The 15,903-nt window shown below is 68.6% G+C and carries 14 protein-coding genes; 8 read left to right on the forward strand and 6 right to left on the reverse strand.

Going from position 1 to position 15,903, the window contains the following annotated elements; translation table 11 throughout:
* Window positions 1-64: 64 nt before the first annotated feature.
* Together EV666_RS00230 and EV666_RS00235 are read left to right on the forward strand one after the other, a co-directional pair.
* Window positions 65-1,441 carry an AmpG family muropeptide MFS transporter gene (locus tag EV666_RS00230; RefSeq protein ID WP_245514125.1) on the forward strand — a complete coding sequence of 459 codons (1,377 nt, stop codon included), beginning with the start codon at window positions 65-67 and terminating at the stop codon, window positions 1,439-1,441.
* 168 nt (window positions 1,442-1,609) lie between these two features.
* On the forward strand, window positions 1,610-2,266 hold the full coding sequence (locus EV666_RS00235) for a MarC family NAAT transporter (protein ID WP_132001167.1): 657 nt from the start codon (window positions 1,610-1,612) through the stop codon (window positions 2,264-2,266).
* Between the two features lie 110 nt (window positions 2,267-2,376).
* Here the strand turns inward: EV666_RS00235 and EV666_RS00240 are convergent, their stop codons facing one another.
* Together EV666_RS00240 and EV666_RS00245 are read right to left on the reverse strand one after the other, a co-directional pair.
* On the reverse strand, window positions 2,377-3,390 hold the full coding sequence (locus EV666_RS00240; protein ID WP_132001170.1) for an NADP-dependent oxidoreductase: 1,014 nt from the start codon (window positions 3,388-3,390) through the stop codon (window positions 2,377-2,379).
* Window positions 3,391-3,656: 266 nt separating this feature from the next.
* Window positions 3,657-4,034, reverse strand: a complete 378-nt coding sequence (locus tag EV666_RS00245) for a hypothetical protein (protein WP_132001173.1) — start codon at window positions 4,032-4,034, stop codon at window positions 3,657-3,659.
* Between the two features lie 194 nt (window positions 4,035-4,228).
* Between EV666_RS00245 and EV666_RS00250 the strand changes: the two genes are divergently transcribed.
* Window positions 4,229-4,525: a hypothetical protein gene (locus EV666_RS00250; RefSeq protein ID WP_132001176.1), complete on the forward strand. Its 297-nt coding sequence runs from the start codon at window positions 4,229-4,231 to the stop codon at window positions 4,523-4,525.
* 43 nt (window positions 4,526-4,568) lie between these two features.
* On the opposite strand, the gene EV666_RS00255 is transcribed toward EV666_RS00250, so the two are convergent.
* Both EV666_RS00255 and EV666_RS00260 read right to left on the reverse strand, forming a co-directional pair.
* On the reverse strand, window positions 4,569-5,003 hold the full coding sequence (locus tag EV666_RS00255) for a PaaI family thioesterase (protein ID WP_207906301.1): 435 nt from the start codon (window positions 5,001-5,003) through the stop codon (window positions 4,569-4,571).
* Between the two features lie 26 nt (window positions 5,004-5,029).
* Entirely contained in the window at window positions 5,030-5,437 is a 408-nt protein-coding gene (locus EV666_RS00260) for a PaaI family thioesterase (RefSeq protein WP_245514126.1), read from the reverse strand.
* Window positions 5,438-5,585: 148 nt separating this feature from the next.
* Between EV666_RS00260 and EV666_RS00265 the strand changes: the two genes are divergently transcribed.
* From EV666_RS00265 to EV666_RS00280, 4 genes are all read left to right on the forward strand, one after another.
* Window positions 5,586-6,179 carry a TetR/AcrR family transcriptional regulator gene (locus EV666_RS00265; RefSeq protein ID WP_132001182.1) on the forward strand — a complete coding sequence of 198 codons (594 nt, stop codon included), beginning with the start codon at window positions 5,586-5,588 and terminating at the stop codon, window positions 6,177-6,179.
* A 162-nt stretch (window positions 6,180-6,341) separates the two neighbouring features.
* A complete protein-coding gene (gene polA, locus EV666_RS00270) occupies window positions 6,342-9,455 on the forward strand; it encodes a DNA polymerase I (RefSeq protein ID WP_132001185.1) in 3,114 nt (1,037 codons plus the stop codon).
* Between the two features lie 370 nt (window positions 9,456-9,825).
* Entirely contained in the window at window positions 9,826-10,644 is an 819-nt protein-coding gene (locus EV666_RS00275) for a hypothetical protein (RefSeq protein ID WP_132001188.1), read from the forward strand.
* Between the two features lie 212 nt (window positions 10,645-10,856).
* On the forward strand, window positions 10,857-11,738 hold the full coding sequence (locus tag EV666_RS00280) for a phosphodiester glycosidase family protein (protein ID WP_165909839.1): 882 nt from the start codon (window positions 10,857-10,859) through the stop codon (window positions 11,736-11,738).
* A 220-nt stretch (window positions 11,739-11,958) separates the two neighbouring features.
* On the opposite strand, the gene EV666_RS00285 is transcribed toward EV666_RS00280, so the two are convergent.
* Window positions 11,959-12,297, reverse strand: coding sequence for a con-10 family general stress protein (locus EV666_RS00285; protein ID WP_132002682.1), 339 nt, complete (start codon window positions 12,295-12,297; stop codon window positions 11,959-11,961).
* Window positions 12,298-12,595: 298 nt separating this feature from the next.
* Here EV666_RS00285 and hrpB point away from each other — a divergent pair, with 298 nt between their 5' ends.
* Window positions 12,596-15,127, forward strand: a complete 2,532-nt coding sequence (gene hrpB, locus EV666_RS00290; RefSeq protein ID WP_132001194.1) for an ATP-dependent helicase HrpB — start codon at window positions 12,596-12,598, stop codon at window positions 15,125-15,127.
* A 70-nt stretch (window positions 15,128-15,197) separates the two neighbouring features.
* Here the strand turns inward: hrpB and EV666_RS00295 are convergent, their stop codons facing one another.
* Entirely contained in the window at window positions 15,198-15,833 is a 636-nt protein-coding gene (locus EV666_RS00295) for a DUF2939 domain-containing protein (RefSeq protein WP_165909840.1), read from the reverse strand.
* Window positions 15,834-15,903 lie beyond the last annotated feature (70 nt).

Below are 15,903 nucleotides of genomic sequence, written 5' to 3' on the forward strand. Positions count from 1 at the left end.
TATTGTGCAAGCCAGCATTGCTGGGGCGCGATGTCCAGAACCGTGTGGTCGAGGCCGCATCGTCATGAGCCCCCCTGTGGCGCCATACTCCGGCATGCCTGCGATTCGCGACCGTTACGCCGCCATTTTCCGCTCCCTCGCCGACAGGCGTCATGTCCTGATGCTGGTGTTCGGCTTCAGTTCGGGCCTGCCATTCCTGCTTGTGTTTGGCACGCTGTCGGCGTGGCTGCGCGAGGCTGGCGTGTCGCGCACGGAAATCGGCCTGCTCAGCTGGGTGGCGCTGGCCTATTCCTTCAAGTTTGTCTGGGCCCCGGCGGTGGACGGTCTTGATCCGCCGTTGCTCGCGCGCTGGCTGGGGCGGCGGCGCGCCTGGATGATGCTGGCGCAATGCGGCGTGGCGGCCGGCCTGATTGGCGTGGCCATGTCGGACCCGGCAGTGTTTCTGCCCGGGCTGATCGGCTTTGCCCTGCTGGTCGCCCTCGCCAGCGCCACCCAGGACGTGGCCGTGGACGGCTGGCGCATCAACGCCGCGCCGCAGGACGGGCAGGCCATGCTGGCGGCCATCTACCAGCTGGGATACCGGCTGGCGCTGCTCTGCTCCGGCGCCGGCGCGCTGTATATCGCCGATTTCGTCGACTGGCGCAGCGCCTATCTCGCCATGGCGGTGTTGATGCTGGTCGGCATGGCTGGCGTGCTGGCGGCGCCGCGCCTGGCGGAGGACACGGCTCCATCACGGCAACGCAGCTGGCGTGCGACGATCGGCGAGGCGATCGTGGAGCCGTTCACCGATCTGGCGCGGCGCAAGGGCTCCTCGCTGATCCTGATCCTGGCGCTGATCGCCCTGTACCGGTTGCCGGATTTTGTCGCCGGGGTGATGGCCAATCCGCTTTATATCGACATGGGGTTCTCCAAATCCGAGATCGCCAGCGTATCGAAGGTGTTTGGCGTCTGGGTCGGCATCGCCGGGGCCTTTGTCGGCGGCGTGGCGGCGGCCCGTTTCAGCGTCATGCCCTGCCTCGTCTTCGGCGGCGTGGCGGCGGCGGCCTCCAACCTGATGTTCGCGTGGCTGGCGGTGCGCGGGCATGACCTGACGCTGCTCACCCTGTCGATCAGTCTCGACAATTTCGCCAGCGGCTTCGCCGGCTCGGTGCTGATCGCCTACATGTCCGGGCTGACGTCGCCGACCATGGCGGCCACGCAATATGCGTTGCTCAGTTCGCTTTACGCCCTGCCGGGCAAATTCGTTGGCGGCGCCTCGGGGCTGCTGGCGGACAAGGTCGGCTATCCATGGTTCTTCATCTGCACGGCGCTGGTGGGCGCGCCCATCGCGCTGCTGTCGCTCGCGGTGTGGCGCCTGGAGCGCCGGGCGGCCCGTGCGCGCCGGTTGCCGGAGCGGTCGCCGGAGCCGGAGGCCGACGCCGCCCGGGAAGGCGCCGGATGAGCCGGCGGGAAGGGCGGGGCGCGTAACGGCCGAAAACGCCGGCGCTATCGCCGTTTGGTCATTGTTTGACGCGTTGTTCGCATGATGAGTCCGGTTGGCGCGCAAACCGTCCGGTTCTGTGATCAGGACTGGCGGGCGCGATAGCGCTTCCGCCAGGATGGATAAGTCATGAACCTCGTCGTCACGGCCGTCAAAGACGTCGCGCTGGTGGTGTTTGGGCTGTTGCCGGTGATGAACCCTGTCAGCATGGCGCCGCTGTTCCTGGGCCTCACCCGGCAGGGTTCGTCGCAATTCCGGCGTCGGCAGGCGCGCAAATCAGCGCTGTACGCCATCGGCGTCCTCGTGGCGTTTTTCCTGCTCGGCAACGGCATCATCGCGCTGTTCGGCATTTCGCTTGCCGGCATCCGCATTGCCGGCGGCCTGATCGTGCTGGTGCTGGCGTTCCGCATGCTGTTCTCCGGCGACGGGGAGGCGGATACGGTGAAGGGCGGGCCGGACGCCATCAAGCGGGCCGAGGTGGATATTTCATTTTCGCCAATCGCCATGCCGGGCCTCGCGGGGCCGGGCTGTATCGCCATCGTAATGGGCTATGGTTCGCAAATCCCGGCGGATCACCAGCTTCTGGGCTACGCCGTGGTCCTGGCCGGCATCGTCATCACCGGCGTCATCGCATGGATCGTGCTGGCTGGCGCCGACTGGCTGGCCCGCTTCCTTGGCGAACATGGCATTCAGGCCGTTACCAAGATCATGGGCTTCCTGCTGGCCTGCATCGCCGTGCAGTTCATCGCCTCGGGCGTGCGGGAATTCGCGCACTCCATGGCGTGATGGCAAAAAGCCCCGGCGGGGCATTTTCCGACGCTGGCGGCGCGCCTTGCCGGAAAATGCCTCAACCCCGCCGGGGCGTGTTATTCATGGGGGCCGCCGCAAAGGGCTCCTCAGGCCACCTTGACCAGAAGCTTGCCGAAGTTCTTGCCGCGAAGCAGGCCGATGAATGCTTCCGGGGCCTTGTCGAGGCCTTCGACGATGTCTTCCCGGTAACGGATCCTGCCCTCGCGGATCCACTGGCTCATGTCGCGCTGGAACGCCGGGCCGTCGGCGGCGAAATCCGAGACAATGAAGCCGCGAAGGGTGAGGCGCTTCGTCAACGCCTGGCGCATCAGGCCAGGCAGGCGATCCGGCCCTTCGGGAACGGCGGTATCATTGTAGTGGGCGATGAGGCCGCACAGGGGAATGCGGGCGAAGTCGTTGAGCAGGGGGAACACCGCGTCCCACACCGCGCCGCCGACATTCTCAAAATAGACGTCGATTCCATCCGGGCAGGCCGCCTTCAGCTTTGCTTTCATCTCCGGGTCGCGATGGTCGACGGCGGCGTCGAAGCCAAGCTCATCGATCAGGAATTTACACTTCTCCGGGCCGCCGGCGATGCCAACGGCGCGGGCGCCCCTGATTTTGGCGATCTGACCGACCAGCGCGCCGACAGCGCCCGTCGCGGCGGCGACGACGACGGTTTCGCCGGCCTTCGGCTGGCCGATGTTGAGCAGGCCGGTGTAAGCGGTCATGCCCGGCATGCCGAGCGCGCCGAGATGGCTCTGGATCGGCGCGTCGGCGGGGTCGATCTTGCGCAGATCCGAGCCGTCGGTGACGTAATAGCCCTGCCAGCCGGCGTAGCCGAGGACAATGTCGCCGGGTTTGAAAGCGTTATTGTTGGACGCTTCCACCTGGCCAACAGTGCCGCCGACGATCACGTCTCCCGGCTGCAGGGAGCGGGCGTAGGATTTGGCCTCGCTCATGCGGCCGCGCATGTAGGGGTCCAGCGACAGCCACAGGGTTTTCACCAGCACCTGGCCGGGGCCGGGCGAAGGCGCCTGCGCATCGACGATTCCGAAATCGGTCAGTTTGGGCTCGCCGACCGGGCGCACGGCCATGGTGACCTGGCGATTGACTGGCATGGTTTCTCTCCCTCTTCACCCGGGCGTCACAGGGCCGGACATGACGGCCATGGAGAATGGCCCGGCGCATGTCTTCGGGGCCTTGCCCGCAGCATGGCCGCACAGTTCCATGCGGGCCGCCGGCGCGCAAGACGCACGCGCGCGGGGCATGCCGGGCCCCGCCCGGTTCGGGCATGTCAGACGTAAATGCTATCGCCGGGCATGGGCGGCCAGGCCCGGAATCCGGGCCGGCCGGTAGTCAGGCGGCGCCTGTCAGAGTGCGTGTTTCAGCGCCGGGGGGTATTGGCGTTGCAAAGGCCGCGGCCGGGGCCGCCCGGGCCGCCGTCGGGGCCCGGCACCGTGGCGTCGCACCAGGATGAGCTGACCCAGCGGCCATTGAGGAAGACCTCGCCGCGCGGCGCCGCCTGACGGGCCTGCGGCGCGCTGCTCCGGCTCGCCCCATGGCGCGACGCGGCCTCGGCGGCCTCAAACGCGAACACGGCGGCGGCGAGGGCGGAGCAGGCGGCGAGGCTGGCGCGGCCCCAGCGATGCGCGGCCAGCCGGAGCCCCGGCGCGGCGCCAGACAGGACAGCGGACGGCTTCATGACGGCTGCTGGCGCGCCAGCCTGAAGTTTAAGGCGCGGATCCCGGAAAAGCGTGGTCATCGTCAGGCTCCCGAACGGTCCGCGACCTTTTTGGCGGCGCGGCGGCGCATCATGGCGGCGTTTCCGCCTGCCTGTGGATTTGCATGCTGCAACCCTGGATTTCAAGTGAGACGCGGCGGGCTCCCGAAGGCGTGACAGCGCAAGGGATCGCGGCGTATGTAGCTTCCGTTACGTAATATTGGGAGCGGAGACGTATGAACCTTGGTTCGCGCATCATTCTGGCGCTTGTGGCTGGCGTCGTGGTCGGCGGCGGCTTCATGGCCTGGGACAGGCATCGCGGCGCCGAATGGGTGGTGTCGCCGCAGCAGATCGCCGCCGCGCGGGCCGACGGCCAGGCCGGCGTTCAGTCGCGTCCCGGCACGGTGACCGTGCTGCCGATCCGCTCCGAGACGGCGGACGTCCTGCCATTCAAATGGGGGTTGTATGGCGTCGGCGCCGCGCTGATGGTGTTCGTGGCGACACGGCGGCGCAAGGGCGACCGGCAGGCCTGAATGGGGAACCGGCGCCTGCCGCCAGGCGCCCACCCTGACCGGTTCAACCGGCGACAGGAACGAGAAGCGCCTCTCCCGTCGCCACACATTTGCGGGCGTCGCTGGTCAGGGCAAACAGATCCGCGCGCGTGAACACCTGTTTGCGACCGGCGCGCGTCACCCGGCCAATGGCGAGGAACCTCTCGCCGGTCGCCGGCGCCAGGCAACTGACATTGAAATGTGACGCCAGCACCGGCCCGCACAATGTGGCGGCGGCGTAGCCGCAGGCGGTGTCTATGAGCGCCCCGATCATGCCGGCGTGGAGAAAGCCGGCGTACTGTCCGAAATCTTCGCGCCAGCGCAACGTCAGTTCAGCGTAGCCTTCCGCCGCGCTGCTGACTTCAAAACCCGCCCAACGGTTGAAAGCGGCGCTGGCGTTGATCTCCTGCAGGCGGCGCAGCAGGGCGTCGTCCGCCGGGGTGGGGCAATCGGCTGTCATGGCGTGTGCTCTCCTGGGGCCGCCGGTCAGGCGGCGGTTTTGAAGGTGGCGCTGGCATGGGCGCAGGCGACGCCGTCGGCGACGATGTCGGCGGCGGCGAAGCACAGCGAGCGGCCCGCTTTCAGCACGCGCGGCCGGATCTCGAGCCACTGCCCGAGGCGGGCGACGCCGAGAAATTCCGCGGTGAGCGCCACGGTCACGAGGCCGGAGCCGCCGCTGGCGCGGCCGCAGCTCAGCCCCATGGCGTTGTCGGCGAGCGCCATGATGAGTCCACCGTGAACCAGACCCCGCGAATTGGCGTGGGCCGACCCGGCGCGCAGGCCGATGATCACGGCGTCGCCGTCAAAACGGCTGAAAAGCGGCTTCCAGGGAGCCGTAAGGCCGCTATCGCGAAAGTGCGGGACGAAGCCCTCTGGCGGATTGCTGGGATGCACGGCGGTTTCCTCATTATTTATATAGACCAGTCTATATAATAAATTTCGCCGCGCCACCAGAAACTGGAGGCCGGCGAACTGGTATGACCGGGGCAAACCGGCGCCTGGGCCCATTTCCGCGCGGGGCGGGCTGGCCTATAGAGGATGCATGGCTGGGCCTCGCAAACATCGGGAAGCGCTTCTGGACAGCGCCGTCACGCTTTTTCGCAAGCAGGGCTACGCGGGCACTGGCCTCAACCAGATCCTGGCCCATAGCGGCGCGCCGAAGGGCTCGCTCTATCATTATTTTCCGGACGGCAAGGTCGGCATTGGCGCCGAAGCCGTCAGGCGCGCGGGATCACGCGTCGCCGCGACCCTGCGCGATCTGGCCGCCCGCGACCCGGACCCCGCCCGGCTGCTGACGAGCTATTTCGACATGGTCGGCGTGTGGATCGCGGAATCTGATTTCCACGACGGTTCGCCCATCGCCGCCACATTGCTGGAAACAGCGGCCGACAACCCGGGCATTCGTGAGGCGGGCGCCGAAGCGTTCCATGGCTGGAGCGTGGTTCTGGAGGAGGTCATGGTCGCGGGCGGCATTGACCCCGCGCGCAGCCGGCGGCTCGCCATGCTGGCGATCGCGGCGCTGGAGGGGGCGATCGTCCAGTCCCATGTCTTCCGCAGCCGCCAGCCGCTCACCGATGCGGCGGCGGAGATCGCGGCGCTGCTGGACGCGGCCCGGGCCAGCGGCCAGGGCGGTTAGCAGGGGACGACCAGGGCGCGGGGTTCGGTGGGCGCGACCCGCAGTTTGCCCCTACCATATTGATATGTGTGCCTTATCGTCGTCATGCGGGGGCGGGCCATGGGAAAAATCGGCCGGCTTCAGGCATGGCTGCCCGCCGATTAAATTGCTATCACTGGCGCCATGAACGCTTCCGCTCCAGAGGGGTCGGCCCCCGCCCTGACGCCGGACGACCAGGTTCTGCTGGTCGATGGCTCGTCCTTTGTGTTCCGCGCCTATTTCCAGTCGATGAACCAGGACCGGCGTTACAATGCCCGCCCGTCCGACGGTTTGCCGACGGGGGCAGTGCGGCTGTTCTGCGCCAAGCTGCTGCAGTTCGTGCGCGACGGCGCCCTGGGCGTGAAGCCGACGGTGATGGCCATCGTGTTCGACCAGTCGGAGGATTCGTTCCGGCGTGAGCTTTATCCCGCGTACAAGGCGCACAGGCCCGATCCGCCAGCCGAGCTGATTCCGCAGTTTCCGTTGATGCGGGAGGCGGTGCGGGCCTTCGGCATGACGCCGGTGGAAATGCCGCGCTGGGAAGCCGACGACATCATCGCCACCTACGCCCGTCAGGCCTCCGAGGCTGGCGCCCAGACGCTGATCGTCTCCGCCGACAAGGACCTGATGCAGCTCGTTGGCGACGGCGTCACTTTCTACGATTTCGAATCGGGCGTGCGCGGCAAGCCGGGCTACCGGCCGGAGCGGCGGCTCGACCGCGAAGGTGTCATCGAGAAGTTCGGCGTGCCGCCCGAACTGGTGCCGGACGTGCAGGCGCTGGTGGGCGACGCCTCCGACAATGTGCCGGGCGTGCCTGGCATCGGCGTCAAGACGGCGTCCCAGCTCATCAACGAATACGGTAGCCTGGAAGCGCTGCTGACGGCGGCGCCGGGCATCAAGCAGCCCAAGCGCCGCCAGTCTCTGCTCGACAATGCCGATGTGGCCCGCCTGTCCCTGAAGCTGGTGACGCTGGACACGCACACGCCGACGCCGACGCCGCTGGGCGATCATCGCATCGTTGATTTCGATCCCAGGCGGCTGGTCGCCTTTCTGAAGGCGATGGAGTTCACCCAGCTGGTGAAGCGCGCCGCGGAACTTTTCGACGTGGATGCGGCGACCATCGAGCCCGACCCGGAGCTTGTGGCAGGCGTCTATTCGCCGATGGGCGCGCCGCAACTGCCGGGGCCAGCTGGCGCGAAGGGCCCCGCGGCTGGGGCCAACGAAGGCGCATCGGACCAAAGCGGCGGCGCTGTGGCGGCGCTGGCGCCGGCGATGGAGCCGGCGGCCCCCGGCGCCCCCACGCCTGCGGCGGTTGCCATGCCCGCGGCGGTTGCCATGCCTGCGGCGCTTGACATGCCTGCGGCGCTTGCCGCCGCGCGCCGGCTGGAGAGCGCGGGTACGCCCGTCGACCGCAGCGGCTATGAAACGGTTACCGACGCCGCCGGGCTGCAACGCTGGATCGCCGCCGCCCGTGAGGCCGGGGTCGTCGCCGTCGACACCGAAACCAATGGACTTGACGCCATGGCCGCCGACCTGGTCGGCGTTTCCATGGCGACCGCGCCTGGCAAGGCCTGTTACATCCCGTTGCAGCATCGCGGCGGCGCCGATCTGTTCAGCGAAGGCCTGCTGCCGGACCAGACGCCGCACGCCGAAGCGATCGCCCTGCTGAAGCCGCTGCTGGAGGACCCGAACGTCCTCAAGGTGGGGCAGAACTTCAAGTTCGACCTGCTGGTGTTCGCCCGCTATGGCGTGCGCGTCAGCGGTTACGACGACACCATGCTGATGTCCTATGTGCTGGACGCCGGCCGCGTCGGTCCCGGCGGCCATGGCATGGACGCGCTGGCCCAGAGCCTGCTCGGCCATACCTGCATTCCGTTCAAGGATGTGGCCGGCTCCGGCCGCAATGCGGTGACTTTCGACCTCGTGCCCATCGACCGGGCGACCGAATACGCCGCCGAAGACGCGGACGTCACCCTGCGCCTGTGGCGGGTGCTGAAGCCGCGCCTCGTCGCTGAAGGCAGAACCCAAGTCTACGAAAGCCTGGAGCGCCCGCTGGTCGCCGTGCTCGCGGCCATGGAGGAGCGCGGCGTCGCCATCGACCGGCAGATGTTGTCGCGCCTCTCCGGCGAGTTCGCCCAGTCGCTGGCGCGACTTGAGGACGAGGTCTATGAACTCGCCGGCGAGAAGTTCAACATCGGCTCGCCCAAACAGCTCGGCGACATTCTGTTCGGCCGCATGCAACTGCCCGGCGCCCGCAAAACGCCGACCGGGCAATGGGCCACCGGCGCCCGTTTTCTTGAGGAGCTGGCCGACGACGGCCACGAACTGCCGCGCCGCATCCTGGAATGGCGCCAGCTCGCCAAGCTGAAGTCCACTTACGCCGACGCGTTGCCGGGATACGTCAATCAGCAGACTGGCCGGGTTCACACCTCATATTCCCTGGCGGCGACCACGACCGGCCGGCTGTCGTCATCCGAGCCCAATCTGCAAAACATTCCGGTGCGCACTGAAGAAGGCCGGAAAATCCGCCAGGCCTTCGTCGCCGAACCGGGCCGCAAGCTGATCTCGGCCGACTACTCCCAGATCGAACTGCGCATTCTCGCCCATATCGCCGACATTCCGCAGCTGCGGCGGGCGTTCGCCGAGGGCGTCGACATTCACGCCATGACGGCGTCGGAGATGTTCGGCGTGCCGGTCGAGGGCATGGATCCGCTGGTGCGCCGTCGCGCCAAGGCGATCAATTTCGGCATCATCTACGGCATCTCCGCCTTTGGCCTGGCGGCGCAGCTCGGCATTCCGCGCGAGGAAGCAGGCGCCTACATCAAGCGCTATTTCGAGCGCTTCCCCGGCATCCGTGATTATATGGACGCAACCAAAAAAGCCTGCCGGGAAAATGGTTACGTCACCACGCTGTTTGGTCGCGTCTGCCATTATCCTGACATCACGTCCTCCAACCCGTCGCAGCGGGCGGCGGTGGAGCGCCAGGCCATCAATGCGCCGATCCAGGGCAGCGCCGCCGACATCATCCGTCGCGCCATGACGCGCATGGACGCCGCGCTGCTTGACGCGGGCCTTACCGGCCGCATGCTGTTGCAGGTGCACGACGAACTGATCTTCGAGGTTCCCGAGGCGGAGGCCGACCGCACCATCGCCGTGGCGCGCCAGGTGATGGAGCAGGCGCCGCTGCCGTTGCTGTCGCTGGCCGTGCCGCTGCACGTGGACGCGCGCGCCGCCGATAACTGGGAAGAGGCGCACTGACGTCAGGGCGCCCGAATGCGCGTTCCGGCGCACCCGCGCCCTGAAAAGTCGCGGGGGCAGCCGGCAGCCCGCCCGGCCGGCCAGCGCGATGTTTCTTGCGCGCCGCGCATGGGTTTCGGGATGGTCGCGGCGGGAACCATTCGCCGCGCCATATGTTCAGCGCTTCAGACCCCTGGCCGTTGTCGGAGGTTGTCGCGAGGTTTCCGGGGAAGCGGGACGGGCGGATGAGCGGGGGGCAGGATGCGATGCGATCATGGCGACGCTGACATATGTTCGCATATTCCGGGATATGCGTTGTGAAGTTTATCCCCTCATGCGCCCCGGCGGCCGTCGTGACGCGGAGCGCCCCTGGGGGACAGGAGAAGCGGGCATGAGCCGGCGCATGACGCCATATGTGAGCAGCCGCGGCCGACGCCTGGCGATGCGGGCGGTCCTTGCGGTCGCCATGGCGGTGGGCTGGGCCAGCGTTGGCGCGGCGGCGACCCGGACGCATCCTCAGGCCCGTGCGTCCGCGCCGGCCAGCCAGAAGATGATCGACCGGTTCGACGACCTGCTTGATCACAAGCAATATGCGGCGCTGGGCGATGCGCTGGAGCGCGAGCACGACGCCGGCCGGGGGCGGCTGGCGCGGGGGTGGCAGGACCGGCGCCTGCGTGATGGCGGCAGCGCTTATCTCGGTTTCGTCTACAGCCGCGAACTGATGCGCTCGGCGGCCAGGAGCGCCCGGCGCGACCGGGCGCGGTTGCGGGAGCAGGCGTCGCTGGTGGCGATCTACACCATGGCCGTGCTGACCATTGACGGACCGCGCTGCGCCGACGCCTCGGCGCCTTCGCAGCGCAGCGAGCAACTGTTCGATCTGGCGGCGGAGGCTTTCGCATGGGCGGCCGCCATGCCGGAGGACCGCCGCGACCGGATCATCGATGAAGCGCTGGCGCTGGAGCAGGCGACGGCGCCCTTGCGTCGCGATGACGATTTTATCTGTCTGGGCGGGGCGGAGCACATTGCCCGCGCCCTTCAGGATCCGGCCTCCAGGGTGGAGCCGCGCGACGGCGACGGCGTGACCGTGACGCCAGGGCGCTCCATGGCCGCGCGCTTCGCTGATCCCGCAACGGCGCGCCCGATGCAGGCGCTGGCGCGCCGCACCATTCGCGCCGATTTGTGCCGCATGCTGGACCAGATGCGAACCTGATGCGCCGCCGCGCCATCATGCTGCCGACAAGTCGCGACACAAGCGAGCGCAGCCATGACGGCCGATTCCCGGTCGCGCTGGCTGCGGACCCAGGGTTTCAACTTTCCGGCGACGGATATTCCATGCTTCGCGAGATTTGTAATGTTCGCCGGTGGCGGGTCGCTTTCCGGTCGCTCCTGTCAGGGCAACCTGCCGGTGGGGCGGGCGCCGTTTTGCGCGGAGCGGTTGCGCCGGACCCGGATCATGGCGGCGAGGCCTGGTCCGGCCGGCGGCAGGGCCTTCGCGCGGTTGTCGTCCGCGCCTCGCTCCTTGCGGCCGTCGCGACCTCCGGCGGCGTCGCCGCGACGGGCGTGGTCCACGCCGACGGGTTGTGCCGCAAGCTGACGTTTGAAAGCGTCGGGCATGTGGTTTGCGAAATTTCCCTGCGCGACCATCAGGTGCGGATGTACCTGCGCGGCGCCGATGGCCAGCCTTACGGCCGCCTGAGCCGCCTTGTCGACAGTCCCGCCGGCCGGGAACTGGTGATGGCGATCAATGGCGGCATGTACGGCGATGATCGCGGGCCGGTCGGCCTGTTCGTGGAGGGGGGCAAGCAGCTGCGCGCCGCCAACACCCGGCGTGGCTCTGGCAATTTTCATATGAAGCCAAATGGGGTGTTCTATGTCACCGCCTCCGGGGCCGGCGTTCTGACCACCGAGCGGTACCTGCGCCAGAAGCCACGGGCGCTTTACGCCACCCAGTCGGGGCCGATGCTGGTGATCGACGGCAAGCTGCATCCGCGTTTCGCCGGGGAGGGGCAGTCGCTCAAGATTCGCAATGGCGTTGGCGTCCGGGGCGGCGGGACCGTGGTGTTCGCCATCTCGGACCAGCCGGTCAGCTTCGGCTCCTTCGCCCGCCTGTTCCGCGACGCCCTGAAGACGCCGGACGCCCTTTATCTCGACGGCTCCATCTCCAGCATCTATGCGCCGGACGTGGGGCGCCGCGACTGGCTGTATCCGGTGGGGCCAATCATCGGAGTCGCGCCCAGGGCGTCGGGACCGACGCCGGTCGTGCGCCCCCCGGCGAAGGCCGGGTCAAAATCGGCGGCGCGCTAGCGCCCTTTCGGGAAGGCGGAGGCTCAGTTTCCCGAACAGGGCGCATCAGACTGAAGAAGCCGGGCGGATTTTACGCGGGCCTCCTGCCGGAGATGCGTCAGGCCGCGCGGTGTGAAAAACATCGGGGCTGGCCCATGGCGCAACCAGGCGTGAGAACAGCCAATAAAAAGGACCCATGTCCATGGAACATGGGTCACTTCTGTTCAGATGTGTTTCCGGTTCACGCCTCGGTCAGCGGGCTTTCCGCTCCAGCGACGACAGGGCCTTTGACCATGTCGTCCGGACCGGCGCTCCGGCCGGCGCTGCGCAAGGGTTGCGAGGATTGGCCGCCCTTGCGTCCGGCATGAGACGCCAGCTCCCGGTTCTGGGAAAAACTGCGATCCTCGGGGCTGACATTCTGGCCGCCCTTGCGTCCCGCGGCCGCCGCAAGGCCGCGGTCCCGTGAGAAGCTGCGCTTTTCCTCGGGCACGCTGCGCCCGCCCTTGCTGGCGATTTCCCGTTGCCGTTCGCGATCCATGGAGGCGAAACCCCGGCGGGATTTTCCGGTGTTCTCTGTCATCATGTTTTCCCCGGCTGCAGCCATGACCGGGCCTTGCCCGCTCTGGCGAACCGCAGCATTCAATTTTCCATGCAGGGTGTTTTGGTTATTGCGCCTGGCGGCTCCGCCCGCGCCCGGTGGATCCGCCAGCCAGCTGTCGTCAGATCAGCTTGCCTGACCTGTGAGGAAAAAGCGTCGACGCCATCCCGTGGTGGTACAACAATCGCCGCGCACGATTGTTCCGAAAACAACGTCGTTTAGATGGGTATTCGGAAAGTTGCAGGTCGCATTGCCGCTAACGTACTCAGGATGCTTAACTTTGTCGCTTGTCTCTGACGTCCTGCCCGTTGAGGAGATCGTCGCGCCGCTGCGCAAAACGCTGGCCGCCGGTCTGTCCGCCGTGGTGATCGCGCCGCCCGGCGCCGGCAAGACCACGCGTCTGCCGCTGGCGCTCAGCGACGCGTCATGGCTGGGGGGGCGCAAGATCATCGTGCTGGAGCCGCGCCGTCTCGCCGCCCGCGCCGCCGCCGCCCGCATGGCGGCGATCCTGGGCGAAGAGGTCGGCGGGACGGTGGGTCTGCGCGTGCGGCTGGAATCGCGTGTTGGGCCACGCACCCGCATCGAAGTGGTCACCGAGGGCGTGTTCGCGCGCATGGTGCTGGATGACCCGGAACTCACCGGCGTCGGTTGCGTGCTGTTCGACGAGTTTCACGAGCGTTCGCTGGATGCGGATTTCGGCCTGGCGCTGGCGCTCGACGTACAGAACGGCCTGCGCGACGATCTGCGTCTGGTGGTGATGTCGGCGACGCTCGACGGCGGCAGGGTCGCGCGCCTGCTTGGCGGCGCTGGCGCCCCGGCGCCGGTGCTGGAAAGCCCGGGGCGCAGCTATCCGGTGGAGACGCACTGGCTGGGCCGGCGTGGCGACGCGCCGCTGGAGCAGGATATGGCCGACGCGGCGATGCGGGCGTTGCGCGCCCATCCCGGCTCCATTCTGGTGTTCCTGCCGGGGCAGGGCGAGATCATGCGCGTCCAGCGAACGCTGACGGAGCGACTGGCCGGATTCCCTGGCGGCGAGCTGGTGGACGTGGCGCCGCTTTATGGCGCGCTGCCGCCGGCGGCGCAGGACCGGGCCGTGGCCCCGGCGGCGGAGGGGCGGCGCAAGGTGGTGCTGGCCACGTCCGTCGCCGAAACATCGATCACCATCGCCGGCGTGCGCGTCGTCATCGACAGCGGCCTGTCGCGGGTTCCGCGTTACGAGCCGGCGGTAGGCATGACCCGGCTGGAAACCGTGCGCGCCTCCCGGGCCGAGGCTGACCAGCGGCGCGGGCGCGCCGGCCGCACCGCGCCAGGCGTATGTTACCGCCTGTGGGCCGAAGCGGCGGACGCGGCGCTGGAGCCATTCGCCAAACCGGAAATTCTCAACGCCGACCTCGCGCCGCTGCTGCTGGATTGCGCCATGTGGGGCGTCGCTGATCCGGCGACCCTGGCGTTCTGCGACCCGCCGCCGCGCCCGGCCCTGAACGAGGCGGCGGCGTTTCTGAAAGACCTGGGCGCGCGCGATGCGGATGGCCGCGCCACGCCGCTGGGCAGGGCGCTGGCGGAACTGCCGCTGTCGCCGCGTCTCGCCCGCATGGTGCTGGCGGCGACGGCGGCGGGCCATGGCCGCGCCGCCGCCAGCATCGCCGCGCTGATCGGCGAACGGGGCGCCGGCGGCGACAGCATCGATCTGGCGGAGCGGCTGGAGCGCTTCGGCCGTGATCGTGGCCCCCGCGCCCAGGCGCTGCGCCGCATGGCCGATGGCTGGGTGAAGCAGGCCGAACGGGCGCTGCGCGATCCGGCGGCGCGCCAGGCCCTGGCGGCGCTGCTGCGCCTGCCAGAAGGCATTGCGCCCTCCACCGGTCTGTTGCTGGCGCTGGCCTGGCCGGATCGCATCGCCCGGGCGCGGGGACGGGACGGGCAGTTTCATATGGTCAATGGCCGCGGCGTGCGGCTGGAGGGCGGCGGCGCCCTGGCCCGCGCCGGCTGGTTATGCGTCGCCGACGCCATGGGCGCGGCGGCTTCCGCCCGCATCATGCTGGCGGCGGCGCTGGAGCCGGAGGAGGTGCTGCTGCTCGGCGGCGACCGCATCGAAGAACGGCGCGTGGTGACGTTCGATCGCGAGACGTCAGCGGTGCGCGTGCGGGCGCAACGGCGGCTTGGCGCCCTGGTGCTGGCGGAAACCACCGCCGCGCCGGAGCCGGGCGATGACTGCGCCGGCGTGCTGGCGCGTGGCCTCGCCGTGGTGGGGCTCGACGCCTTGCCCTGGTCGAAAGCGCTGCGGCAATGGCGCGACCGGGTGCTGTTCATGCGCCGCGCCGCCGGCGATGAACGCTGGCCCGACCTGTCGGACGCCGCCCTGCTGGACGGCGCCTGGCTGGAGCCGTTCCTCGCCGGGCGCAGCAGCCTGGGGCAAATCAGCGCCGAGGACGTGAGCAACGCCCTGCGGGCGCTGCTGCCGTGGGATTTGCAGCGCGAACTGGATAGCGCCGCGCCGACGCATTTCGCGACGCCGGCGGGGACCAGCGCGCCGATCGACTACAGCGGCGAAAATGGCCCAACGCTGGCGGTGAAGGTGCAGGAGCTGTTCGGTCTGGAAACGCATCCATACGTGGCGGGCGCGCCGCTGGCGTTGCATCTGCTGTCGCCGGCGCAACGGCCGATCCAGATCACCCGTGATTTGCCAGGTTTCTGGCGCGGCTCATGGGCGGACGTGCGCGCCGACATGCGTGGACGTTATCCAAAGCACTTCTGGCCCGAAGATCCGGCGAAGGCGCCGGCGACCCGGCGCGCCGGGCGCCCGTCCGGGGTCTGAGACACCGGTCTGGCGCCTGCAGGGAGCGCGGCGCGCCGGCGGCGTCGCGATCCGCCACGCGCGGCGATGTTCAGAAGACGCGCCGCTCGCCGCTTTTGTCCTCGATCTTCATGCGCTCCGCAACGGGGAGGCGGGCGACGATATCGTGCAGGATCTCCGGCGACAGGTCGATGGCGTAAAGCTTCCAGCGAAAGCCACTGATGCGGAAACGCCAGCCGAGGCGGCGTTTGGGGTCGCCGTCGACGTCCACATTCATGCGGAAGTGGGTCAGGCCGGTGAATGACGCGTCGTTGATCTTGGCCAGCGCGCCGCCGATGCCGTCGATGCCGAGACGCGCGACAGGCTTTGGCTTGCCGCCCTCGTCGGGCCAGCCGCGCTCCAGCAGTTCGGAGAGGGCGGCCGGGGTCGTCATCTGGTGCAGCACCGGGTAGAGCGCGTTGGCGGCGAGGCCGGCGGCGATCTGCTGCGCGAACGGGCTCGCCGCCTGCTCCTTGCCGTGAATGGCCAGATAGGCGCGCAGCACCTGGCGGGTCAGGGAGCGGCCAAGCGAACCCTTGTCGACCTGGGCCAGAATCGCGGGCGCATCGCGGTTGCGCACGGCTTCGGCCAGGTGGGCCGCGGCGATGAACGGCGTCGCCATATAAGCCAGAACGAGAATGACAGCGGCGGCAATCCAGAAGGTGTACGAGCGCAACAGCGCTGGCATTGGCGCAGTCTCCGGTCTGGGATGTGAGGGCCGGGCGAATCGGTCACGGCCCATCATTAACCGTCATGGG

Origin of the sequence: Camelimonas lactis, assembly GCF_004342915.1 — a bacterium.
In the GTDB taxonomy this organism is placed as follows: domain Bacteria; phylum Pseudomonadota; class Alphaproteobacteria; order Rhizobiales; family Beijerinckiaceae; genus Camelimonas; species Camelimonas lactis.

Bases quoted from the DNA above. Each gene is read 5' to 3' on its own strand.
- EV666_RS00245 (WP_132001173.1), bottom strand. From the start codon at position 4,034: ATGACCACGCTTTTCCGGGATCCGCGCCTTAAACTTCAGGCTGGCGCG.
- EV666_RS00295 (WP_165909840.1), bottom strand. From the start codon at position 15,833: ATGCCAGCGCTGTTGCGCTCGTACACCTTCTGGATTGCCGCCGCTGTC.
- EV666_RS00235 (WP_132001167.1), top strand. From the start codon at position 1,610: ATGAACCTCGTCGTCACGGCCGTCAAAGACGTCGCGCTGGTGGTGTTT.
- EV666_RS00250 (WP_132001176.1), top strand. From the start codon at position 4,229: ATGAACCTTGGTTCGCGCATCATTCTGGCGCTTGTGGCTGGCGTCGTG.
- EV666_RS00265 (WP_132001182.1), top strand. From the start codon at position 5,586: ATGGCTGGGCCTCGCAAACATCGGGAAGCGCTTCTGGACAGCGCCGTC.
- EV666_RS00275 (WP_132001188.1), top strand. From the start codon at position 9,826: ATGAGCCGGCGCATGACGCCATATGTGAGCAGCCGCGGCCGACGCCTG.
- polA (WP_132001185.1), top strand. From the start codon at position 6,342: ATGAACGCTTCCGCTCCAGAGGGGTCGGCCCCCGCCCTGACGCCGGAC.
- EV666_RS00240 (WP_132001170.1), bottom strand. From the start codon at position 3,390: ATGCCAGTCAATCGCCAGGTCACCATGGCCGTGCGCCCGGTCGGCGAG.
- EV666_RS00285 (WP_132002682.1), bottom strand. From the start codon at position 12,297: ATGACAGAGAACACCGGAAAATCCCGCCGGGGTTTCGCCTCCATGGAT.
- EV666_RS00255 (WP_207906301.1), bottom strand. From the start codon at position 5,003: ATGACAGCCGATTGCCCCACCCCGGCGGACGACGCCCTGCTGCGCCGC.
- EV666_RS00230 (WP_245514125.1), top strand. From the start codon at position 65: ATGAGCCCCCCTGTGGCGCCATACTCCGGCATGCCTGCGATTCGCGAC.